Annotated in this window: 27 protein-coding genes; 11 read left to right on the top strand and 16 right to left on the bottom strand. The window is 71.1% G+C overall.

Translation table 11 applies throughout. The features are described 5' to 3' along the window. Window positions 1–8: 8 nt before the first annotated feature. The 4 genes from ACM26Y_RS18090 to menD form a co-directional block, all read right to left on the bottom strand. Complete coding sequence (locus ACM26Y_RS18090) at window positions 9–707, bottom strand: demethylmenaquinone methyltransferase (RefSeq protein WP_081005223.1); 699 nt, start codon at window positions 705–707, stop codon at window positions 9–11. 43 nt (window positions 708–750) lie between these two features. Beyond that, window positions 751–1893 carry a glycosyltransferase family 4 protein gene (locus ACM26Y_RS18095; protein ID WP_003937607.1) on the bottom strand — a complete coding sequence of 381 codons (1143 nt, stop codon included), beginning with the start codon at window positions 1891–1893 and terminating at the stop codon, window positions 751–753. A gap of 88 nt (window positions 1894–1981) precedes the next feature. Next, window positions 1982–2395, bottom strand: coding sequence for a DUF3592 domain-containing protein (locus ACM26Y_RS18100; protein WP_003937606.1), 414 nt, complete (start codon window positions 2393–2395; stop codon window positions 1982–1984). Window positions 2396–2402: 7 nt separating this feature from the next. Next, window positions 2403–4022 (bottom strand): 2-succinyl-5-enolpyruvyl-6-hydroxy-3-cyclohexene-1-carboxylic-acid synthase, encoded by a 1620-nt coding sequence (gene menD / locus ACM26Y_RS18105; RefSeq protein ID WP_416061511.1) that lies wholly within the window; start codon window positions 4020–4022, stop codon window positions 2403–2405. Window positions 4023–4104: 82 nt separating this feature from the next. On the opposite strand from menD, the gene ACM26Y_RS18110 reads away from it, so the two are divergent. Together ACM26Y_RS18110 and ACM26Y_RS18115 are read left to right on the top strand one after the other, a co-directional pair. Further along, the gene (locus ACM26Y_RS18110) at window positions 4105–4692 is read left to right on the top strand and encodes a flavin reductase family protein (protein ID WP_416061512.1); all 588 of its coding nucleotides are present in this window, start codon (window positions 4105–4107) and stop codon (window positions 4690–4692) included. 76 nt (window positions 4693–4768) lie between these two features. Further along, window positions 4769–5608 (top strand): siderophore-interacting protein, encoded by an 840-nt coding sequence (locus ACM26Y_RS18115; protein WP_416061513.1) that lies wholly within the window; start codon window positions 4769–4771, stop codon window positions 5606–5608. Window positions 5609–5653: 45 nt separating this feature from the next. Here the strand turns inward: ACM26Y_RS18115 and ACM26Y_RS18120 are convergent, their stop codons facing one another. The 3 genes from ACM26Y_RS18120 to ACM26Y_RS18130 all read right to left on the bottom strand — a co-directional run bounded on the left by ACM26Y_RS18120 (window position 5654) and on the right by ACM26Y_RS18130 (window position 7783). Then, window positions 5654–6094, bottom strand: coding sequence for a DUF6918 family protein (locus ACM26Y_RS18120; protein ID WP_040783088.1), 441 nt, complete (start codon window positions 6092–6094; stop codon window positions 5654–5656). Window positions 6095–6164: 70 nt separating this feature from the next. Next, entirely contained in the window at window positions 6165–7148 is a 984-nt protein-coding gene (locus ACM26Y_RS18125) for an o-succinylbenzoate synthase (RefSeq protein ID WP_416061514.1), read from the bottom strand. Further along, a complete protein-coding gene (locus tag ACM26Y_RS18130; RefSeq protein WP_416061515.1) occupies window positions 7145–7783 on the bottom strand; it encodes a PaaI family thioesterase in 639 nt (212 codons plus the stop codon). Before ACM26Y_RS18130 ends, ACM26Y_RS18125 begins: the two co-directional genes overlap by 4 nt. Before the next feature lie 147 nt (window positions 7784–7930). Here ACM26Y_RS18130 and ACM26Y_RS18135 point away from each other — a divergent pair, with 147 nt between their 5' ends. The 3 genes from ACM26Y_RS18135 to ACM26Y_RS18145 all read left to right on the top strand — a co-directional run bounded on the left by ACM26Y_RS18135 (window position 7931) and on the right by ACM26Y_RS18145 (window position 9777). After that, on the top strand, window positions 7931–8824 hold the full coding sequence (locus ACM26Y_RS18135) for a 1,4-dihydroxy-2-naphthoyl-CoA synthase (RefSeq protein ID WP_003937599.1): 894 nt from the start codon (window positions 7931–7933) through the stop codon (window positions 8822–8824). A 124-nt stretch (window positions 8825–8948) separates the two neighbouring features. Continuing rightward, window positions 8949–9395: a hypothetical protein gene (locus ACM26Y_RS18140; RefSeq protein ID WP_040783086.1), complete on the top strand. Its 447-nt coding sequence runs from the start codon at window positions 8949–8951 to the stop codon at window positions 9393–9395. 1 nt (window position 9396) lies between these two features. Further along, the gene (locus ACM26Y_RS18145; protein ID WP_003937597.1) at window positions 9397–9777 is read left to right on the top strand and encodes a VOC family protein; all 381 of its coding nucleotides are present in this window, start codon (window positions 9397–9399) and stop codon (window positions 9775–9777) included. 51 nt (window positions 9778–9828) lie between these two features. Here ACM26Y_RS18145 and ACM26Y_RS18150 read toward each other — a convergent pair whose 3' ends face one another. From ACM26Y_RS18150 to ACM26Y_RS18170, 5 genes are all read right to left on the bottom strand, one after another. Then, window positions 9829–10188: a hypothetical protein gene (locus ACM26Y_RS18150; RefSeq protein WP_003937596.1), complete on the bottom strand. Its 360-nt coding sequence runs from the start codon at window positions 10186–10188 to the stop codon at window positions 9829–9831. A gap of 2 nt (window positions 10189–10190) precedes the next feature. Further along, window positions 10191–10934, bottom strand: a complete 744-nt coding sequence (locus ACM26Y_RS18155; RefSeq protein ID WP_003937595.1) for an ABC transporter ATP-binding protein — start codon at window positions 10932–10934, stop codon at window positions 10191–10193. Beyond that, the gene (locus tag ACM26Y_RS18160) at window positions 10931–11668 is read right to left on the bottom strand and encodes an ABC transporter ATP-binding protein (RefSeq protein WP_003937594.1); all 738 of its coding nucleotides are present in this window, start codon (window positions 11666–11668) and stop codon (window positions 10931–10933) included. Before ACM26Y_RS18160 ends, ACM26Y_RS18155 begins: the two co-directional genes overlap by 4 nt. After that, entirely contained in the window at window positions 11661–13946 is a 2286-nt protein-coding gene (locus tag ACM26Y_RS18165; protein WP_289379471.1) for an ABC transporter permease, read from the bottom strand. Before ACM26Y_RS18165 ends, ACM26Y_RS18160 begins: the two co-directional genes overlap by 8 nt. A gap of 85 nt (window positions 13947–14031) precedes the next feature. After that, window positions 14032–15450, bottom strand: coding sequence for an ABC transporter substrate-binding protein (locus ACM26Y_RS18170; protein WP_003937592.1), 1419 nt, complete (start codon window positions 15448–15450; stop codon window positions 14032–14034). A 275-nt stretch (window positions 15451–15725) separates the two neighbouring features. Here ACM26Y_RS18170 and ACM26Y_RS18175 point away from each other — a divergent pair, with 275 nt between their 5' ends. From ACM26Y_RS18175 to ACM26Y_RS18200, 6 genes are all read left to right on the top strand, one after another. Then, on the top strand, window positions 15726–16934 hold the full coding sequence (locus tag ACM26Y_RS18175) for an inorganic phosphate transporter (protein ID WP_416061516.1): 1209 nt from the start codon (window positions 15726–15728) through the stop codon (window positions 16932–16934). Continuing rightward, entirely contained in the window at window positions 16931–17194 is a 264-nt protein-coding gene (locus tag ACM26Y_RS18180; RefSeq protein ID WP_416061517.1) for a hypothetical protein, read from the top strand. Before ACM26Y_RS18175 ends, ACM26Y_RS18180 begins: the two co-directional genes overlap by 4 nt. A gap of 40 nt (window positions 17195–17234) precedes the next feature. Continuing rightward, entirely contained in the window at window positions 17235–17573 is a 339-nt protein-coding gene (locus ACM26Y_RS18185; protein ID WP_416061518.1) for a DUF3349 domain-containing protein, read from the top strand. 12 nt (window positions 17574–17585) lie between these two features. Beyond that, on the top strand, window positions 17586–17885 hold the full coding sequence (locus ACM26Y_RS18190) for a DUF3349 domain-containing protein (protein ID WP_003937588.1): 300 nt from the start codon (window positions 17586–17588) through the stop codon (window positions 17883–17885). Further along, window positions 17882–19024: an o-succinylbenzoate--CoA ligase gene (gene menE / locus ACM26Y_RS18195; RefSeq protein WP_416061519.1), complete on the top strand. Its 1143-nt coding sequence runs from the start codon at window positions 17882–17884 to the stop codon at window positions 19022–19024. Before ACM26Y_RS18190 ends, menE begins: the two co-directional genes overlap by 4 nt. An 85-nt stretch (window positions 19025–19109) precedes the next feature. Then, window positions 19110–19979: a 1,4-dihydroxy-2-naphthoate polyprenyltransferase gene (locus ACM26Y_RS18200; RefSeq protein WP_289379466.1), complete on the top strand. Its 870-nt coding sequence runs from the start codon at window positions 19110–19112 to the stop codon at window positions 19977–19979. Between the two features lie 19 nt (window positions 19980–19998). On the opposite strand, the gene ACM26Y_RS18205 is transcribed toward ACM26Y_RS18200, so the two are convergent. From ACM26Y_RS18205 to ACM26Y_RS18220, 4 genes are all read right to left on the bottom strand, one after another. After that, window positions 19999–20382, bottom strand: coding sequence for a phage holin family protein (locus ACM26Y_RS18205; protein WP_003937585.1), 384 nt, complete (start codon window positions 20380–20382; stop codon window positions 19999–20001). A 51-nt stretch (window positions 20383–20433) separates the two neighbouring features. Next, on the bottom strand, window positions 20434–20988 hold the full coding sequence (locus tag ACM26Y_RS18210) for a Clp protease N-terminal domain-containing protein (protein WP_054373169.1): 555 nt from the start codon (window positions 20986–20988) through the stop codon (window positions 20434–20436). Between the two features lie 6 nt (window positions 20989–20994). Then, on the bottom strand, window positions 20995–21210 hold the full coding sequence (locus tag ACM26Y_RS18215; protein ID WP_003937583.1) for a hypothetical protein: 216 nt from the start codon (window positions 21208–21210) through the stop codon (window positions 20995–20997). A gap of 68 nt (window positions 21211–21278) precedes the next feature. Continuing rightward, window positions 21279–22016: a lysophospholipid acyltransferase family protein gene (locus ACM26Y_RS18220; protein WP_054373168.1), complete on the bottom strand. Its 738-nt coding sequence runs from the start codon at window positions 22014–22016 to the stop codon at window positions 21279–21281. Window positions 22017–22051: the final 35 nt, after the last annotated feature.

Consider the following 22051-nt stretch of genomic DNA (forward strand, 5'->3'; position numbering starts at 1 on the left):
GCGTCCGGTCAGCGCACCGCCCGGTGCAGGGCCACGATCCCGCCGGTGAGGTTGCGCCACTGCACCGACCGCCAGCCGGCGGCCCGGATCCGCTCGGCGAGTTCGGGCTGTGTGGGCCACGCCCGGATCGACTCGGCGAGATAGACGTACGCGTCGGGGTTGCTGCTGACGGTCCGTGCGACCCGCGGCAGCGCCCGCATCAGGTATTCGAGGTAGAGCACGCGCAGCGGGGCCGACACGGGTGTGGCGAACTCGCACACCACGAGGCGGCCTCCGGGCTTGGTCACCCGCGCGATCTCGCGGAGCCCGGCCTCGAAGTCGGAGACGTTGCGCAGCCCGAAGGAGATGGTGGCGGCGTCGAAGACCGCGTCGGCGAAGGGCAGGCGCATCGCGTCGCCTGCGACCATCGGCACCTGCCGGAACGCGCCGGCCTGCAGCATTCCCGTGGAGAAGTCGGTGGCCACCACCCACGCGCCGGACCGGCCGAGCTCCACCGTCGACACCCCGGTGCCGGCGGCGAGATCGAGGACGCGCTCCCCCGGCCGCAGGTCCAGGGCCGCTCGGGTGGCTCGTCGCCAACTGCGGTCCTGCCCGAAGGAGAGCACGGTGTTGGTGATGTCGTATCGCTGGGCGACGTCGTCGAACATCGACGCGACCTCGCGCGGATCCTTCGCGAGCGAGGCCCGCGATCCGTGAGTAGTTGCCACGGTCGAAACGTTACCGCTACGCGCCGCGCCGCAGCGTGCCCGGCTACGCGCTGCGCCGCAGCGTGCCCGGCCGGACCGAGCAGACCTGCTCGTAGTGCCCGAGCAGTTCGTGGCACACCGCGGGCCAGGTGCGGCCGAGAACGCTGCGCCGCGCGGCCGCGCCGAACCGGGCGCGGAGCACCGGGTCGGCGAGGGCGCCCACCGCACCCGGCAGCAGTTCGGTGAAGCCGTCGACCGGCAGCCGGTAGCCGTTGCGGCAGTGGGCGACGAGATCGCGCGGGCCGCCCGCGTCGGGCGCGATCACGGGGACGCCGCTGGCGAGCGCCTCCTGCACGGCCTGGCAGAACGTCTCGTGCTCCCCCGGATGGACGAACACGTCGAGGCTCGCGTAGGCGTCGGCCAGTGCGTCACCGCCGAGGTGGCCGGTGAACACCGCCCCGGGCAGGGCCGTTTCGAGCCGGGCGCGTTCGGGACCGTCCCCGACGACGACGAGCCGGTAGCGGGGGTCGGCCGACAGGACTGCGAGACGTTCGACGTGCTTCTCCGGGGCGAGCCGGCCCACGAAACCGACCACGAGCCGGCCGTCGGACGACCAGGCTCGGCGCAGCGCCTCGTTACGCCGGGCCGGGGTGAAGCGTGCGGTGTCGACGCCCCGCGCCCAGCGGTGCACCCGGGGGATGCCGTGTGCGGCGAGGTCGGCGGCGGCCGCCGTCGACGGTGCGAGCGTGCGGTCACAGGCCCGGTGGATCCGGCGCGTCCACTGCCAGGCGGCACGGGCCGCGAGGCCGAGCCCGTAGCTGGACGCGAATCCGGCGACGTCGGTCTGGTAGACCGCGACGGTGGGCAGGTCGAGTCTGCGGGCCGCGCCGAGGCCGCCGGCACCGAGCAGGAACGGCGACGCCAGATGCACGACATCGGGCGCGAACCCACGCAGGATGCCGGTGAGCGCGGGCTGTGGCAGCCCCACGGGCAGGGAGCTGACCTTCGGCACGTGCACCGCCGGCACCCGGTACACCGGGATGCCGTCGTGATGGGCGGGGGCCGGCGGCAGACCGGCGACGGTGTCGGGAGCGACGACCAGGGCCTCGTGGCCGTGGCGGTCGAGGTGCTCGAGCACGCGCAACACCGAATTGGTGACGCCGTTGACGTTCGGGAGGAAGGATTCCGCGACGATGGCTACTCGCACCGGCCCAGCATCGCGGTGGCGGCAGTCCGGGCGGGGTGGTCGAGGTGTCCGCCCGGCGAAGTTCCGGCGAATCCTCCCGGCGGCACCGCTACACGCGCGCCTCGCTGCGCCGCCGGAGATACGCGAGCACAGGTGCCGCGACCAGCCAGGTCACCACGATCAACGAGGCGGCGGGCACGAGAGCGACCCGGACGTCGCGGCCGGTGACCCGCACCAGGTCGGGGTCGCTGCGGGCGTACTCGACGGCGATCCGCTGCCCCGCCGTGAGTCCCGTCGGATACAGCACACCGAGCTCGGGGTTGTGGGTGACGCCGTCGGGGGTGACGAAGCTGATCGCCGAGCGCAGCGACCCGGCGGAAAGCACCTCTGCGGTGGCAGTGCCCATGTCGGAGGCGATCAGATGGTCGTTGCGCCACGCCGCGAGGACCAGGATCACGGCGAGCACCGAGATGCCGATCGCGACGCCGAGCACCGCCCGGCGTGCCCTGTCGATTCCGCTCATGCGTCCGTCACAGCTGGGCGCGCACGGCCGCGTGCAGTTCCCGCAGGCCGGAGCGGTCGGTGATCACCTCGAGCACCCGGATACCGCTGGGGGGCTCGGTCCGGTCGGCCAGCGCGGCGGTCAGTGCGGGAAGGTCCACCCGCTCGTGCGGTACCCGGTACGCGGCACACAGCGCGGCGAGGTCCATGCCGTGCGGGGTGCCGAACACCCGCTCGAAGACGCCGGCGTACTGCGGGTCGCCCTGCTCGAGCAGCTCGAAGATGCCACCGCCGTCGTCGTTGGCGACGACGACGGTCAGGTTCTGCGGTCGCGGTTCGGCGGTGCCGATCAGCAGCCCCGAGGCGTCGTGCAGGAACGTCAGGTCGCCCATCAGAGCGACGGTGCGGCCCTGGGGGTAGGCCAGGGCGGCGCCGACGGCGGTCGAGACGGTGCCGTCGATACCCGCGACACCCCGGTTGGAGAGCACTCTCACTCCGTCGCGCGGGTAGCTCACCAGCGCCGCGTCGCGCACCGGGTTGGAGGCCCCGAGCAGCAGCTGGTCCCCTTCTCGCAGCGCATCGGTGACCGTCGCTGCGACGTGCAGGCCGGTCGGCTTCGGATGGGCGTCGAGCTGGGCGCGCACCGCCTTGTCGGTGTGGGCGGACAGGTTCCGGCAGCGTTCCAGCCAGGCCGGATCAGGCCGGCCGGTGACGACGGCGCGGGTGCCGGTGGCGAGGACGTTGCCGGACACGTCGGGCCAGCGGGGTCCGGTGGTGAGGGCGTAGACCGCCACCGAGGGATCGGCGAGCAGCTTGGAGACCGGCCGGTGCAGAGTCGGCCTGCCGGTGATGATTGCCTGCCGCGGTTTCAGATGCGGCAGCGCCATCGGATGCAGCGGGACACCGTGGAGCGGCGCGGTGGGTTCGGCGACGGTCGGCAGGGCCGACAGTTCGGGCCGGTAGGCGGAGCCGTGCCCGGAGATCACCACGGTGTCGGCGGTGATGTCGAGGTCCATCGGCACGTCGAGGGTGGCGTGCACCGTGGTGGTCCAGGCGCTGCCGTCGGCGCGGCCCTCGGGCACCGGGCCCTGGGGATGCACGTCCGGGACGAGCGGCTCGCGCAGCGGGATGTCGAAGTGGACGGGACCGGCGTTTCCGGAGCGGGTGCCGCGGGCGGCGGCGAGGACGCGGCTGACCGCGGAACGCCACTGGCTGTTCTGCTCGATCCCTTCCGCCAGGCCGAGGCTGATGGTGGCGCGGACCTGGGTGCCGAACATGCCGAGCTGTTCGACGGTCTGGTTGGCGCCGGTGCCGAGCAGCTCGTAGGGCCGGTTGGCGCTGAGCACCACGAGCGGCACCCGGGCGTAGTTGGCTTCGAGCACGGCCGGCGCGAGGTTGGCGACCGCGGTGCCGGAGGTCATCACGACGGGCACCGGACGGCCGGAGGCAACGGACAGGCCGATCGCGAGGAATCCGGCGGTGCGCTCGTCGATGCGCATGTGCAGCCGCAACCGGCCCGCGTTGTCGGCGGCCTGCAGCGCGAAGGCGAGCGGTGCGTTGCGGGAGCCGGGGCACAGCACGACGTCGCGGACGCCCCCTCGGGCGAGTTCGTCGACGACGGCGGTGGCCTGGGCGGTGGACGGGTTCACGGAACCCAGAGTAGTGCGGGACAAACGACGCACCCCGGTCCCCTGGGCGGCACGGGACGCGGGTCACAGTGACAATGGATCGATGCGCACCGTCTTCGATCCCAGCGAGCTGGGCACCGGCCGTTTCTACCGACTGATGACCGCCGCGATCGTGCCGCGGCCGATCGCGTGGGTGTCGACGGTGTCCGCGGACGGTGTGCCCAACGTCGCGCCGTACAGCTTCTTCACCGTCGCCGCAGTGAACCCGCCGGTGGTGCAGTTCACCTCGGTGGGACGCAAGGACAGCGTCCGCAACATCGAGGAGACCGGCGAGTTCGTGATCAACGTCGCGACCGTGCCGCTGATGGAACGAGTCAACGCGACGTCGGCGGGGTTCGCGCACGACGTGGACGAGTTCGCGACCGTGGGCCTGCGGCCCGAGCGCAGCGAGCGGGTGCATCCACCCCGGGTCGCGGAGTCACCGGCGGCGATCGAGTGCACGCTGCACCGGGTGATCGAGGTCGGCGACTGCTTCGTGGTGATGGGCGACGTGGTGGCCGTGTCGGTCCGGGCCGACGTGCTGGCCGAGGACGGGCTGCCGGACGTCGCGGCGCTGGCACCGGCGAGTCGGCTGGGGCGGAACGAGTGGGGTCTGACGCCGCAGGTGCGCCACCTCGATCGACCCGAATGATAGGTTAGCCTCCGCTGATTTCATCGTCGACCGAGTTTCGCCGACGACCCCCGGCGTCTCGGGACGGAGGTTCTGTATGGCTGCGCGCACCACGACCCGGACGCCTCCCGCCACCCGCGAGATCGTCACCGCCCACGTCCTTGCGACCGAACCACTCGGTGCGAGCTTCGTGCGCGTGACCCTCGGCGGCGACGGACTCGCCCGGTTCGCGCCGATGGGGTTCGACCAGTGGTTCCGGATGTTCCTGCCCGGTCCCGGCCGGCACGAGCCGACCCTGCCGGCAGCCGCCGACCACAGCTGGTGGCCGCAGATGCAGGCGATGCCGGAACAGGTGCGTCCGATCCTGCGCAACTACACGGTGCGCGACTACCGGGAGACCGGCTGCGGCCGCTACGGGCCCGGAGCGGAACTCGTCGTGGACGTCGCGACCCACGGCGACACCGGGCCGGCGTCGGCGTGGGCGCGGAAGGCGGAACCGGGTGCGGCGCTCGCGCTGCTCGACGAGGGCATCATGTTCCACCGCCCGGCCGGGGCGGCCTGGCAGATCGTCGTGGGCGACGAGAGTGCGCTGCCGGCGATCGCCGGCATCCTCACGTCGTCGGCGGAGCGGAACGACGCGACGGTCACGGAGGTGTTCGTCGAGGTTTCCCAGCTCGAGGACGTCGTGGCGCAGAACCTGGTAACGGGACCGCGGACCCGCGTGCACCCGGTGATCCGGACGGATGTGCGGCCCGGAGCACAGGTGCTCGACGCGGTGCGCGCCGCGGAGCTGCCGGACGGGCCGGGCTACGGATTCGTCGTGGGAGAGTCCGGGTTGGTGACGACGATGCGCCGTCACCTCGTGCGGGAGCGGGGCCTGGAGAAGTCGGCCGTGACGTTCAGCGGCTACTGGAAGTACGGGGCCGCCGCGTACTGACGTGGTGCCCTTCCGGTCCAGGACCGAAAGGGCACCACGGCCGCCTCAGCCGGCGTGCTTCTGCACCAGCGCGCCCACGCGGGGCAGGGCCTCGACGACGTGCTTCTGCGCCGACGGACGCAGCTTGTCGTAGACCTTCTTGATCGCCGTGCGCGACGAGGCCGCGATGCGCGCGTCCGTCACACCGAGCAGCGCGTCCGCGACCGTCTCGCTGCGGGCGGTGAGGTAGTCGGCGAAGTCACCGTTGCCGGCGTAGTCCTGCCAGAACGGCTGGATCTTGGCGACGAACTCCGGCAGCAGACCCTCGACGGCGCTGGGCACGATCGACGGGCCGAGCTTCGTCACCGCCGCATAGCCGGCCTTGAGCGCGAGACCCGACGCGCCCTTCTTGTCCGCCACCTCGGCGTCGATCAGCGCCTCGACGTCGGCGACGACCGCCGGGACCTTGTCGGCGCCGAGCAGGGCATCATCCAGAGCTGCAACCACTTCCACTGCCTCCGTAATGTGACTCGTGAGTACGAACGCCCGGAACGATATACGACGACCCGAGCCGCACCTAGTCGAGCGCGGCGCGGCAGCGCCGCACCCGGTCGAACCACCAGCGCGCCCGTTCGGGGTCGGCTCGCACGGTGTCGAGGAGCGCCGGATCCGGTGTCACCTGCCCCACCGGGAGCTTCCCGTCGGCCATCGTCCGTGGCGCTGCCACGTCGGCGGTGAAGAACCCACCCGTGCCCAGTCCGCACGCGTAGGGCAGCGCGGGCAGCGCGGCCGCGGCGGCCAGTCCGGCCCCCATGCCGACGGCCGAGTCGAGTGCGCTCGACACCACCACCGGCACGCCGTGCCCGGCCAGTTCGTCGGCCAGCACCAGCAGCCGTCGCATCCCCCCGAGCGGGGCCACCTTGACCACCGCCACGTCGGCGCCGCCGGCCCGGACCACCCTCAGGGGGTCTTCGGCGCGCCGGATGCTCTCGTCCGCCGCGATCGGCACGTCGGGCATCCGGCGACGCACCTCGACCAGCTCGGGCACGGTCGCGCAGGGTTGCTCGGCGTACTCGAGCGGGCCGTCGGCGACGAGTTCCCCGAGCGCCACGACGGCCTCGTCGACGCTCCACCCGCCGTTCGCGTCGATGCGGACGTTGGGCACCAGCTCGCGCACGGCCCGGACCCGTGCGACGTCCTGGGCGAGGTCCTGTCCGCGCTCGGCGACCTTGACCTTCGCGGTGCGGGCTCCGGGGAACCGGGCCAGGATCTGCGGCACGTCGCCGGGGCCGACGGCCGGGACGGTGGCGTTGACGGGCACGGTGTCCCGGCGCGGAGCCGGAGGCCCGAGCCACGCGGATTCGAGGGCCGAACGCAGCCAGTGGGCCGCCTCCTCGTCGGCGTACTCGGGGAACGGCCCGAATTCTCCCCACCCGGCGGGACCCCGCACGAGCACGAGCTCCCGTGCGGTGATGCCGCGGAACCGCACCCGCATGGGCAGCGACACCACGACGGCGGCGTCGAGGATCTCGTCGAGGGGCGGCAGGGCCGCGGCGGTCACGGCTGGCCGGGCCGCAACTGGACCATCAGGGCCTCGCAGTCGGCGAGCAGCGTGCCGTCGGCCTCGCGCAGCTCGGCCGAGCAGAACAACTTGCGCCCGTCGACCCGGTCGACCCGGCCCTCGACGACGAGTTCCGTCTCGAGCGGAGTGATCTTGCGGTAGTTCACGTGCAGGTAGGCGGTGCGGGCGATGGGATGACCGGCCGCGTGGACGACCATCCCGAACAGGTCGTCGAACAGCAGGGGAAGGGTTCCGCCGTGCGCCGCGCTGTTGCCGCCGCGGTGATAGACCCGGAACGTGCCCCGCGAGCGAACCGACTCGGCATCGAACTTCTCGAGCATCCACGGCAGCATCAGCAGGCTGCCGCGCCCGGGCAGGTCGACGTTGAAGCCGGCCGGAGACCGGCCTTCGGGCACGACGTGCGGCTCGAGCAGGTCCCCCAGCGCCTCGGCCTGCTCGATGGCGCGGTCGACGACGTCGTCGGGGATATGGGTGGAGACGGCGAGATCCTGCAGTCGCCGCAGGGCCTCGACGAAGCGGCCGAAGTTCGGTCCCGCCTTCACGGGCGTGTACACCGGGAATCCGCCGTGGTGTTCGTACTCGGCGTCCACCGTGCTGTCCGTCTGCTCGCTCATCCCTGCACGGTAACGCGTTCCAGCACGACCGGCTCCCGGCACGACCGGGTTCCGGCAGGACCGTGGCCAGCAGGACCGTGGCCCAGCAGGGCCGTGACCCAGCAGGGCGCCGGTGCCGGGACGGCGCGTCGGATCTATGGTCGACGGGTGACTTTCCATTCCGAGCTGTGGCGGCCCGTACCCGGGTTCGAGAACCTCACCGACATCACCTACCACCGGCACGTCACGCAGGGCACCGTCCGCGTCGCGTTCGACCGGCCGGAGGTGCGCAACGCGTTTCGTCCGCACACCGTCGACGAGTTGTACCGGGCGCTGGACCACGCCCGCATGACGTCCGACGTCGGCGCGGTGCTCCTGACCGGCAACGGGCCCAGCCCGAAGGACGGCGGCTGGGCCTTCTGCTCCGGCGGCGACCAGCGGATCCGTGGGCGCAGCGGCTACCAGTACGCGAACGGCGAAACCGCCGACACCGTGGACAGGGCCCGGGCGGGCCGGCTGCACATCCTCGAGGTGCAGCGGCTGATCCGGTTCATGCCGAAGGTCGTGATCGCTCTCGTCAACGGCTGGGCCGCCGGCGGTGGGCACAGTCTGCACGTCACGTGCGACCTGACCCTCGCGTCCCGGGAACACGCCCGGTTCAAGCAGACCGACGCCGACGTGGGCAGCTTCGACGGCGGCTACGGCAGCGCGTACCTCGCGAAGATGGTGGGGCAGAAGTTCGCCCGCGAGATCTTCTTCCTCGGTGAGACCTACACGGCCGAGGAGATGCACCACATGGGTGCGGTCAACCGCGTCGTCGACCACGCCGAGCTCGAGAACGTCGCGCTCGAATGGGCCGCGAAGATCAACGGCAAATCCCCGCAGGCCCAGCGCATGCTCAAGTACGCGTTCAACCTGCAGGACGACGGGCTCGTCGGCCAGCAGCTGTTCGCGGGCGAGGCCACACGGCTGGCGTACATGACCGACGAGGCGGTCGAGGGTCGCGATGCGTTCCTGCAGAAGCGCGAACCGGACTGGTCGCCCTACCCCTGGCACTACTGAGCGGGAGTTGCCGGTGCCGAGCGGGAGGTTGTCGCCTCGTCGTTCGAGTGCGGTGCGCGACAACCCCCCGCTCGTCGCAAGAACGTCCCGATTGAAACGGCCCGAATCGGGCACACTCCTGACCATGACGGATCGCGAGCGACCACTCCCCGACCACATCCGGCCCGACGGCGTCTCCGACGAGACGGTCGAGGCCGCCGGCAAACTCTCCGAAGCGCTCGAGACAGTCGAGCAGGCCCGTGGCAATCTGTACGCCTTCCACCAGCTGATGGGCCGCGCCGACCTGTTGCTCGGCGACGCCGTCGACAAGCTCGCCGAAGCCGGTCACCACGAACTCGCCGACCGGGTCCGGACGGAGATGGTGGGACGCAACGTCCTCGAGGGGCGGTGGACCTTCCAGATCGTGGAGGACTTCGACGACGGCTACTGGACGGAGTTCCGTGAGCTCGACCGGCAGGTGCGCGACGAGCTGGTCCGCGGCCGCCGGCATCTGTTCGAGGCGGAGATGAAGGAGGACCGCCGCACCCATGGGCGACGCGGGCACGAGGCCCGACCGGCCGAGGACGGTTGAGATGGAGATCCTCGCCGGCCGGACGATCCTGCGCCCGTCCGACTACGACGTCGCCCTGGAGTTCTACGGCGACGTCCTGGGCCTGGCGATCTACCGCGAATATCCCGGCGGGACGGTGTTCTTCGCCGGTCAGTCGCTCATCGAGGTGGCCGCGCACGGCGGCAGCGCCCGGCCGCAGCACTTCGAGGGCGCACTGTGGCTGCAGGTGCGCGACGTCTACAACGCGGAGGCCGAGTTGGTGACGAAGGGCGTCCCCATCGTGCGGGGGGCCCGGCAGGAGCCGTGGGGTCTGCACGAGCTGTGGATCGCGGATCCGGACGGCATCCCGATCGTGCTCGTGCAGATCCCCGCCGATCACCCGCTGCGCCGCGACACCCGCTGAGCGGTGTGTCCTTCGGGCTGCCCTGGCAGCCCGAAGGACACACCGGCCGCGTCAGCGGCGGGTTTGGAGGGCAGCCGCGATCTGCTCGGTGTGGGCCTGCGACTCGTAGAGCTGACGCAGCAGCCACAGCCTCAGCACGCGGGCGATCGCGCCGGCGACGTACAGCGCGGCGCCGAGGATCGCGACGATCAGCAGCGCTGTGGCGAGGATCTGGTACGACGCGATGTTGCGCAGGTCCGCCTGGGTGAGCGAGGCGAAGTAGACGACGAACGCCGCGACGGCACCGCCGATCATCAGCACGAGCCCGCCGATTCGTGCGGGGCCGTCCCCCTTCGCGGATCCGGTGTCGAGCTTCAGCTCCGCCGCGTCCTGCCGGAACTTGGCGCGCCGCTCCTCGGTGAGTGCGGTCATGGTCATCCTCCTAGATAACTGGTCGAAAGTTCGTTCTCGATGTCGGCCGGATCCCCGATCCGCACGACGCGGCCCTGCAGCATCAGCGCGGCCGACGTCGCGATGGGCAGCACCGCCCGCGCGAACTGCTCAGCGACGAGGATCGACAACCCGTCCTCGACGAGCCGGCCGACGATGTCGTACATCTCGGTGACGATCCGCGGGGCGAGCCCCATGGACAGTTCGTCGAGCAGCAGCACAGTGGGAGCGGTGCCCAGGGCGCGCGACAGGGCGAGCATCTGCTGCTCGCCGCCCGACATCGAACCCGCGAGCTGGCCGCGCCGCTTCCCGAGGATCGGGAAGCGCTCGTAGGCGACGGTCTCGAGGTCCTCGAGCGACACGCCGGTGCCGGTGGCGACCCACAGGTTCTCCCGGACGGTGAGGTTGGGGAAGATCCCCCGCCCCTCCGGGATGGTGCAGACGCCGAGCCGGGCGAGCGCGGCGGCGTCGACACCGTTGACGACGCGACCGGCGACGCGCAGTTCGCCGTGCTCGACGGGCAGGACGCCCGAGCACACCCGAAGCGTCGTGGTCTTGCCGCCGCCGTTCGGCCCGAGCAGGGCGACCACCGAGCCCGGCTGCAGCGTGAGGTTCACCCCGTGCAGCACTTCGATGGGTCCGTAGCTGGCCCGCACGTCGACCAGCTCGAGCAACGGGGTCGGTTCGTCGCCGGAGATGTCGGCGAGATCGGTGACGGGGGCGTTCATGCCACCTCCTCGGTTCCGATGTATGCGGCGATCACCGCGGGGTCGTTGCGGATCTGCTCCGGGCTGCCCGAGGCGATGAGGGCGCCGTAGTCGAGGACGTGGATGCGCGAGCACACCCGCATCACGAGCGGCAGGTCGTGCTCGACCAGGCAGATCCCGAGGCCGTCGTCGGCGAGCCGGCACAGCAGGTCCGCGAAGTCGTCCGTCTCCTGCTCCGTCTGCCCGGACGCCGGTTCGTCGAGCAGCAGCACGCGCGGCCGGGTCATCAGCGCCCGTGCGACCTCGACGACGCGGGCGCGGCCGGTGGGAATGTCGGAGACGTCCATGTCTGCGACGTCGGTGAGTCCGGTCAGTTCGAGCAGCCGGTCGGTCTCGGCGTCGATGTCGTGGCGGGCACGGGTCGCGGTGCGGTGCATGTCGCCGGCGACCCGCAGGTTGTCGCGCACCGACAGCGACAGGAACAGCTCGAGCCGCTGGAAGGTGCGGGCCAGTCCGCGCCGGGCGCGCTTGTAGGGCGCGGCGCGGGTGAGGTCGACGCCATCGAGCAGCACCTGCCCGGCGGTCGGCTTCTGCAGTCCGGTGACGGTGTTGAACAGGGTGGTCTTGCCGGCGCCGTTGGGGCCGATCAGCCCCGTCACGGTGCCCGCGGCGACGGTGATGCTCACGTCGTCGACGGCGGTGTGCCCGCCGAACCGGACCGTGATGCCCCGGGTCTCGAGCAGGGTGTCAGACATGCGCGCTCAGCTCCTTCGCGACGCTCGCGGACGGTTCGGGCGCCGCCGGGGTGGGCCGCGCCGCGGGCAGGCCCAGTTCCCGGTCCAGCCGGTAGCGCCCCTCGGCGGTGTACGGCTCGTCGAGACCGACGAGTTCGGGCGGGGTGGTGCGGCGCCGTTCCACTTCGTCGGCTCCGAGTACCGCACCGGGCATGAGCCACTCGCCGACGACCGGCAGCAGGAACACGATCGTGATGGTCAGGGCCGCGAACCACCAGTTGCCCAGGACGCCCGTCAGGGCCAGGACGTAGAGCAGCGCGATCACGGCGCCGCCGCCGTAGAGCACCGGCCGGGCGGAGAGCAGACGGCGGTAACCCTCGACCATCTGGTGCACACTGCCGGACGGGTTGTGACCCACCCCGATGCCGATCAGCGCGGGGCTGACGGCGGCGATGTTGCCGAGCAGCAGGTACAGGCCCTCGAGTTCGGGCTGCGTCTTGGCGAGGTTGTTGAACGAGACCATGATGACCGCGAAGCCCACCCCGGCCATGACACCGCCGAACAGCGCGCCGCTGACGTATCCGATGCCCGCGACGACCGTGAGCATGAGCAGGGTCAGGCTCACGATGATGTTGAAGTTCTCGCCCGCGACGGCGCCGGTGGCGCTCGACATCAGCACCCCGCCGAGCCCGGCGATGGCGGCCGAGAGCATGAACACGCTCAGCTTGAGGGTGATCAGGTTCTGCCCGAGCATGGCCGAGGCGGCGGGACTGTCCTTCATCGCCGCCAGGCGACGACCGTAGCCCCTGTTGCGCAGTGCGACGACGCCGACACCGAGCAGCGCGAACAACACCGTCGCCGTCATGAGGAACGTCGTCTCGTCCTGCAGGTCGAGCGGGCCGATCCGCAGGGGCGGGATCACCAGCGAACCACCCGAGAAGATCGAGAACTTCACGCCGAACAGTTCGTGCTCGGTGGTGTCACGCAGCACCATGTTGGAGACGAAGACGCCGAATGCCATGGTGGCGAGCGCGAGGTAGAGACCCCGCAGGCGTAGCGCCGGGAGGGCGACGAGCCCGCCGACGAGCGCGGTGACGGCCACGGCGAGCAGCACACCCCACACGGTCAACCGCTGGTCGAGTCCGGTGCCGGTGATCCCGAAGTGGAACACGACGATCGTGGCGATCGCCCCGAACGACAGCGGGGCGAGATTCATCTCCCCCGCGTACCCGGTGAGCAGGGTCAGCGACAGCGCGACGATCGCGAAGGTCATGCCGAGGGTGAAGGTGGTGATCGCGGATTCCACCATGAGCAGCCGGATGAGGTAGACGATCGCAACGAGCGCGACCGCCCACACCACGGCCTTGCGCACGCTCGGCACGTGGTAGCGCTCGCGGGTGCGCATCGCTGCGCCGCGCAGCCGGTCCTGGGGCAGCACGATCAGCACCACGAACAGCGCCACCATGGGCAGCGAGACCCGCAGGTTCGACGTCCACGCCCACGAGGAGGGCGCGTAACCGATCAGGTAGGCGCCGGCGAGGCCCAGGACGAGGGCGCCGACGAAGGTGCGCGGGATGGAGCTGAGCCGGCCGAACATGGCGGCCGCGAATGCGTCGATGACGAGCAGGGTGAGCATGTTCGCCTCGAGGCTGCCGCCGCTGATCGGGGTGATCAGCACGCCGGCGAGGACGGCGAGGGTGGAGCCGAGCGCCCACGAGAACGCGGCGATCCGCTCGGGGTTGTGCCCGTTGAGCCGCAGCAGGTCGGGATCGTCGACGACGCCGCGCATCGTGGCGCCGGTCCGGGTGCGCTGGAAGAGCATGCGCAACCCGACCGCGATCCCGACGGCTGCGAGCACGCACAGGATCTCGTGGACCCGGACGAACGCCCCGAGCACCCTGATCCCCGTGTCGTCGCCGAAGAACATGCCCAGCGAGCGGGGCTTCTCCGGATGCCAGAACCACTGGGACAGGAACAGCATCCCCAGCATGATCGAGACGGTCACGACGATCTTGGTGACCTCGGCGGTGTCCCGCAGGCCCCGCATGATCACCACGTACAGCGCCAGGCCCATGAGCGGCCCCGCGAGGAACAGCACCACCAGCAGGGCCAGCGGGACGGGCAGCCCCCATCCGGCCGTGAGCTGCCAGTAGAGGAATGCGCCGAGCATCGCCTGGGCGCCGTGCGCGAAGTTGAAGATTCCGGAGGTGTTGTAGGTCAGAACGAGCCCGGAGGCCGCGATCGCGTACACGGACCCGAGCACGAGGCCCAGGATCGTGAACGTCACGAATGTGTTCATGGTGAAGCCCTGTCGGTAGAGAACCGGTCGTGTGGAGGCGGGGCGGCGCCGCGCGGGCACCGCCCCGCCGGTGGGAGCAGGCCGGTCAGTCCTGCGGCGCGAGCACGTTCGGGTTCATGAACTTGGTGGCGATCCGGTCCGGACCGAGTTCGGTGCCCCACGTCTCGGGTGCGGTGGCGACGAGGTAGGAGTCGTTGCATTCGAACTCGGCGGAGGACTGCGGGAACGCCTGCGTGTACGCGTCGCCCTTCAGCGAGACCACCAGTCCGCACTTGGCGGGCATGTTGGCGCCGGGATCGGTGACGGCGTGCAGGCCGCCGCCGTCCCACTCGTGGATCTGCGAGAGCTCGTTGATCATGCACTGCCGGGTCAGGTCCGACCCGCACTCCTCGGCCGCGGTGGCCCACAGCAGGAACGACGACGTCGCCTGCATGCCGAGCAGCGCGGTCTTGCCGCCCTGCTCCTCGACGAGGTCGACGTACTGCTGCACCGCCGGCACCTTGTCGGCGTTCTCGAGCATCTGGAAGCCCATGCCCGCATACAGGTTGTCGAGCAGGCCGCCGGCGTTGGCCTCCTTGACGGTCTCGCCGTACCAGGTGGCCTCACCCATCAGGACGGGATCGATGCCGACCTGGCCGAGTGCCTTGAAGAAGTTCAGTTCGTTCGGCACGGGCGACCGGGAGGTCCACAGGCCCTCGACGCCGCACTCCTTGAACTTCTCGGCGAACGGGACGTAGCTGGCCTCGCCGTCGTAGTTGATGGTGACGCCGCAGTTCTTCAGCTCGAATCCGGCGGCCTCGGCGATCGAGCGCACCTTCGTCAGGGACGTGACGATCGTCGGCATCGTGCTGCCGACGAGGTCGAACTTGTCCTTCAGGTCCGGCCGCAGCTGCGCCAGCTGGAACCAGGCCGAGCCGTTGGCGTAGTCCACGGGGAACGGCACGCCCTGGTAGGTCATCGGCCCGTTGGCCGCTTCCGGCGAGACGGTGAACCCGGGGACCGCCGCGAGGTTGCAGGCCACGCGGGTCTGCTCGGCGGTCTGGTCCATCGCGAAGCCGTGACCGACCAACATGAACTCGGAGCGGCACGCGTCCTGCATGACCGAGTTGGCCTGGGTCATCGCTGCGTCGTAGTCGGTGCCGACGATGGTGCGCCCGTTGATGCCGCCCTGGGCGTTGCACCAGTCGATCATCGCGGAGACGGCGTCGGACATCTCCTTGTTCAGGCCGGGGCTCTTGGCGTAGCCGCGATCGTCGCCGTAGCCGATCCTGATCTCGGTGTCGGTCACGCCCTGGTCGGTGGCACCCGTGGCGTCGCCCTCGCCGCACGGCGAGTCCAGGGTGCCGAACTTGTCCACCGCGAGGGTGTCGGCCGCGGCAGCTCCGGTACCGCCGGTGCCGGCCCCGCCCGACGGGTCGGCGCCGCGTTCGCCGGCACAGGCCGAGAGCAACGCCACAGAGGCCGTGAGCGCCAGCACGGACCTGGCGAGTGTGTGCTTGTTCAAAGTCGGGTGTCTCCTTCGTCACAGCAACCCCTGTCCGGCGGTCGGCTCGGGAGGGGTGGTGCGGCGAAAGCTAGCCAGGGCCGTGGAGGCCGCGACGTGGGATTCCCGGTCAGTGAGACCTACCGTGAAGTCGGTCACACGCCCATCGGTGAGTGAAACTCCGCACAGCGGGGAACCGGCGCGGGCACGCTGCCACCGGCGGAGCCGTCGAGGTGTCGGTGTTCACCGAACCGTCGCTGTACTTTTACCCACCGGCTACCTCACAATCGGCAGATGTGACCGCAGAGCTTGTCGTCCTCCTGGTGGTGGTAGTCACTGCCCTCGCATTCGACTTCACCAACGGCTTCCACGACACCGGGAACGCGATGGCGACATCGATCGCCACCGGCGCCCTGAAACCGAAGGTCGCGGTCGCCCTCTCCGCCTCGCTCAACCTGATCGGCGCATTCCTGTCGGTCGAGGTTGCCGCGACGGTCGCCAAAGGGGTGGTCAACCTCGACAGCACCGGCGGCGAGGCCCTGTTGCTCATCGTGTTCGCCGGGCTCGTCGGCGGCATCCTCTGGAACCTCGCGACGTGGCTGTTCGGCCTGCCGTCGAGCTCGTCGCACGCACTGTTCGGCGGCCTCATCGGCGCGTCCCTGGCGTCGCTCGGCATCAACGGCGTGGTGTGGGACGGGGTGATCGGCAAGGTGATCATTCCGGCGCTGCTGGCGCCGGTGGTCGCAGCACTCGTCGCCACCGTGGGCACCTGGTCGGTGCACCGCATCACCCGCGCGGTGCCCGACGAGACCCGCGGGCACGGCTTCCGTATCGGCCAGATCGGCTCGGCCTCGCTGGTCTCGCTCGCGCACGGCACCAACGACGCACAGAAGACGATGGGCGTGATCTTCCTGGCGCTCGTCGCACACGGCAGCATCACCGCCGACGCGGAGATGCCGTTCTGGGTGAAGTTCTCCTGCGCCGTCGCGATCGCCCTGGGCACGTACCTCGGCGGCTGGCGCATCATCCGCACGCTCGGCAAGGGGCTGGTGGAGATCGCACCCCCGCAGGGCATGGCGGCCGAGTCGTCGTCGGCCGCGATCATCCTCACCTCGAGCCACTTCGGTCTGCCCCTGTCGACCACCCACGTGGCGACCGGGTCGATCCTGGGTTCCGGACTCGGCACCCGCTCGGCGAACGTGCGCTGGGGCGTCGCCGGCCGCATGGCCGTCGCCTGGCTGATCACCCTGCCGTCGGCGGCCCTCGTCGGCGCCTTGTGCTGGGGGCTGGCCCATCTGATCGGCGGCCTGCCGGGTGTGGTGGTGGTGTTCGCGGTGCTGTGCGCGCTGTCGCTGCTGATGTACGTGCGCTCGCGCCGGCAGCCGATCGACGCCTCCAATGTCACCGCGGAGTGGGACGGCAAGCTCGCTCCCGCGCAGACCCCGGTCCCGGCTCCCGGCGACGTGCCGGCCGCACCGACCACTCCCACGGAGGGACGCAAGTGACCCTGTTGACGAACACCCTCGGATCGTTGTGGCAGGTCGTCCTCGTCGGACTCTTCTTCGGGGCGGGCCTGCCGGCGGTCTTCGCCCTCGGCATGCGCTCGCTCGTAGCGGGCCGCGCAGGTGAGCAGGCCCGGCCGAACCCGCTCGGCATCGCCGGCGCCGTCGTCTGCTTCGCCGTCGTGCTGATCGCGATCGTCGCGGGGATACTGTTGCTGGCTTCGGATTTCCTGTCGAGCACCTTCGGCCTCGACATCTTCTGAGCCACCACTGCCTCTCCGCCCGTCCCACGAAAGAACGACATTGCCCAAGTACTCGCTCCGCTCGGTCCTCGACTGGCTGCGCGCCGGCTACCCGGAAGGCATCCCGGCCAAGGATCACTTCGCGCTGCTCGCCGTGCTGCGACGGCGTCTGACGGACGAGGAGATCGCCGAAGTGTGCGAGATGTCGATCGCCACGGCCCACGAGCATCCCGAGCGCTACGTCGACTACGACACGCTCGAGCAGATCATCGCCGGCGTGCTCCACGAGGAACCGTCGGAGGAGGACATCGAACGAGTCGCCGGGCACCTCGCCGCGGGAGGCTGGCCGGTGGTCGCCGAGGACGGGACCGTGGTGACCGCCGGCGACGGGACGAACTGAGGAGGTGCCCCCGTGACGCTTCCGCCGTTCCTCACCTCCATCATCGAATGGCTGCGCGCCGGTTACCCGGAGGGCGTGCCGGAACAGGACTACGTGCCCCTGTTCGCGCTGCTCAGCCGGCGGCTGTCGGAGGACGAGGTCGACCAGGTCGCGCACGCCCTCGTCGACGAGGGTGACCTGCCCATCTCGAAGACGGACATCGCGGTTCTGATCACGAAGATCACCAACGAGATGCCGCTCGAAGAGGACATCGATCGGGTGCGCCGGCACCTCGAGACCGGAGGGTGGCCGCTCACCGGCCCCGCCTCGTGAACCTCGAGGTGTTGCCCGTCCCCTCCGGCGACGCGGTGCCGGAGGTGCTGCCCGCACTCCGTCGCATGCTCGACGGCGACGGACCGGCCCTGCTCCCGGTGCCGGCCGCCGACGACCGGGAGATCCGGCGACTGACCGGGGCCCTGCACCCCGGCGAACCCGTCGACGACGGCATCGGCCTCGTCGTGGCCACCTCGGGGACCACGGGCACCCCGAAGGGTGCCCAGTTGACCGCCGCAGCGTTGCGGGCCAGCGGTGACGCCACGCACGAACGTCTCGGCGGGCCCGGCTCGTGGCTGCTGGCGCTGCCCGCCCACCACATCGCCGGCATGCAGGTGTTGCTGCGAGGCCTGCTGGCGGGAACCGGACCCGTGGTGATCGACGTCGCCGACGGCTTCGATCCGGGCCGGTTGCCCGAGGCTGTCTCCGCGATGCCCGCCGGGCGGCGCTACACGTCGCTGGTGCCCACCCAGCTGATCAAGGCCCTCGATCACCCGGCTGCCGTCGCGGCCCTCGCCGACCTGGATGCGATCCTGCTGGGCGGTGCCGCCACTCCCGCCCCGGTCCTGCGCCGGGCGCAGGACGCCGGCATCACGGTGGTCCGCACCTACGGGATGAGCGAGACGTGCGGCGGGTGCGTGTACGACGGAGTCCCGCTGGCCGGGACGACGGTCCGGGTCGACGCGCAGTCCCGGGTGTGGCTCGGCGGGGCCACCCTCGCCCGCGGCTACCGCGGTCTGCCCGACCATCCGGCGTTCGCGGAGCCCGGCTGGTTCCGCACGGACGACGCGGGCGAACTCACCGACGGGGTCCTGCGTATCCTGGGGCGCCTGGACGAGGCCGTCACCACCGGCGGTCTCACCGTCGTGCCGCAGGTCGTCGAGGCCGTCCTGCTCGAGCACCCCGCGGTCCGCGAGTGCGCCGTGATCGGCCTGCCCGATCCCCGGCTCGGGCAGCGGGTGGCGGTCGTCGTCGTTCCGGAGGCCGGCGCCTCCCCCACGCTGGACGAACTGCGAACCTGGACGAGCGCATCGCTGGACGTCACCGCGGCACCGCGGGCGCTGTACGTCGTCCCCGCCCTGCCGTTGCGCGGCCCCGGCAAGGTGGACCGGCGGGCGCTGGTGGCCCGGTTCTCGTAGGTCGGCCCGTCGCGGCCGGGCGAGTGGATCGGTCATCTCCTCGGCCCGACGGGAGGGCACATTCGCTCGATGGCAGGATCGACGCATGGCAACCGCTGGTCAATGGCTCGAAGGCGCCCGTCCGCGCACACTTCCCAACGCGATCGCCCCGGTCGTCGCCGGCACCGGCGCCGCGGCCGCGCTCGACGGCGTGGTGTGGTGGAAGGCCCTCCTGGCGTTGGTGGTTGCCCTCGCGCTGATCGTCGGGGTCAACTACGCCAACGACTACTCCGACGGCATCCGCGGGACCGACGACGACCGGGTCGGCCCGCTGCGGCTGGTCGGCTCGGGCGCGGCGGCGCCGGCGGCGGTCAAGCGGGCCGCGTTCGCATGCTTCGGTGTGGGCGCGACCGCCGGGATCGTGCTGGCGATCACGAGCGCCTGGTGGCTGCTGCTGGTGGGTGCGGTGTGCATCGCCGGTGCCTGGTACTACACCGGGGGCCGGAGCCCCTACGGCTACAGCGGGTTCGGCGAGGTCGCGGTGTTCGTGTTCTTCGGGCTCGTCGCCGTGCTGGGCACGCAGTTCGTGCAGGCCGGCCGGATCGACTGGGTCGGGCTGGCGTGCGCAGTGGCGGTGGGCTCGTTCTCGAGTGCGGTGCTGGTGGCCAACAATCTGCGCGACATCCCCACCGACACCGTCTCGGGCAAGCGCACGCTTGCGGTGCGACTGGGCGATCCGCGGACCCGGACGCTGCACCTGATCCTGCTGGCCGTGCCGTTCGTGGCGTCGCTGGCCCTGGTGGCGCGCACGCCGTGGGCACTGGCGGGCCTGCTCGCGCTGCCGCTCGCGGTGCGCGCCCACGCACCCGTGCGGTCCGGTGGGCTCGGCATGCACCTGATCCCGGCGCTGCGGGATTCGGGTGTAGCGATGCTGGCGTGGGCCGTCGCGACCGCGGCGGCGCTGTTCGTCGCGTGAGCGGTCGTGCCCGGGAACGTCACTTCCGGTCGGGCACCAGCAGGCCGAGCGCCCAGTTGACGATCGAGATGATCAGGGCGCCCCAGAACGCGGTCCAGAAGCCCTCGACGGTCAGACCGTAGTCGGTGAACTCGCTCAGCCATGCGGTGAGCATGAGCATCAGCGCGTTCACGACGAGGGTGAACAGGCCCAGCGTCAGGATGAGCAGCGGGAGAGACAGCAGCTGCACCAGCGGCTTGACGAAGGCGTTGACGACGGTGAAGACGAGCGCGATCACCAGCAGCGCGATGATCTCGTTGGTGGCACCGGTGCCGGACCCCGTGAAGTCGATGCCGGAGACCCACTGGGCCGCCAGCCAGATGGCGACGGCGTTGAGGACCAGCCGGACCAGGAAGTTGATCATGCCGACACTGTTCCACATCCGGCTCCCGCGGCGCGGTCGCAGACTCGGACGTCAGGCCGCCCGGCCCCGGTAGTCGCGCAGACGGTCGCGCAGGACCTTGCGAGAGACGTGGGACTCGACCAGGGTGCAGGCACGTTCGTCGTCGGAACGCAGGATCCCGAGCAGCAGGTGCTCGCAGCCGATGACGCGGTCCCGGCGCGCGAGAGCTTCCCGCAGGGCGAGCTGCAAGGACTTCTTCGCGGCCGGATCGAACGGCATGTGCCGCGCGAACGGCCCCCGCCGGCCCCCGCCGGGTCCGCGGTCGAGGACGCCCTCGCCGAAGCTCTCCTCCAGTCTGGCCCGGACGGAATCGAGGTCGATACCGATGGCACCGAGGGCGGCGGCGTCCTCGTCGCCGAGCATCCCGGCGTCCCGCGCCAGTTCGCTGCGCACGGTCCCGGCGGTGAGCCCCAGGTCGGCGAGCAGGTCACGGAGCGTCACGTCCGCGGTGCCGAGGACGCCGAGCAGCAGGTGGGCCGGCGTGATTCGTCGGGCGTCCAGCTCCCGGGCCTCCTCCTGCGCGGTGACGACGGCGGCTCGCGCGCCGGCGGTGAATCGTTCGAACACGGCGGATCACCCACGCTTCCGGTTGTACTTCTGGTGGACGGCCTGCCTGCTCACCTCGAGTGCGTCGGCGATCGCCTGCCACGACCAGCCCTGTCGGCGGGCGTTGTCGACCTGGATCGCCTCGAGCCGCTCGAGCAACCGTCGCAGGGCGCGCACGGCCCGCAGCCCCTCTGCGGGGTCGGGGCTTCCGGCGGCGGCGGCGAGTGTGGTGGCCTCGGTCATGACGTCAATTTACGTTGACATCCGACGAACGTCAACAGAAGTTGACAGGCCGGGTCCGGCCGAGCTGATCAGTACCGTGCGACGGCAGCGTCCACGGCACGCTGCAGTTCGTCCTGCACCAGGCGCGTGACGTCGCGGACCTTGCCGTCGAGGTCGGTGACCGGGTCGGTGAGGAACACACTCGCCGGGCGCGACGGGTCCTTGCCCGGCCCGTACCCGATCCCGACGCACACCAGGGCGGGTCGCGCCCCCAGATCGCGCGCCCGGCGGACGATGTGGCCGATGCCGGTCCCGAGCGGCTGCAACCGCGTCGGGTCGCCCTCGTTGCAGGTGCCCTCCGGGAAGATCGCGACGCTGTCGCCGTGATGCAGCCGGGCGGCGGAGACGTCCATCATCCGGCGTCCGGCGTCGGAGACCGCCCGCAGGCCGTGATTCTTGGCCCGGAAGACCGGGATCCCGCCCATCATGTCGATCTTGCGGCGCTGCGACTCGTCGGCGAACAGCTCGTCCTTCGCCAGCACCCGCGTCCTGCCGATCACCGGGCGCAGCGGCGAGCGCCACGCCGTCGCCGCGAGGACGTACTGATCGCTGTGCGTCAGATGGTTGGCGACGATCAGGAGGGGCGTCCGAGCCCGGATGAGTTCCCGGAGGCGATCGCGGACGTCCCGGGCGTAGTGCACCCGGGGGCGATACCGGGCGGCGAGCAGGGCGTAGGCGGCCTGGGCGACGGGCCGGTTCTGCCGGTGCCCGAGGTAGAAGTCGTAGACGGCTTCGTAGTTGTCCAGGGACACGGCGGGACGTTCCATGTCCTCACGATACCGAACCTACGCAACCGTAGGCT

The sequence above is a fragment of the Rhodococcus indonesiensis genome (genome assembly GCF_047782815.1).
Lineage (GTDB): Bacteria > Actinomycetota > Actinomycetes > Mycobacteriales > Mycobacteriaceae > Rhodococcus > Rhodococcus indonesiensis.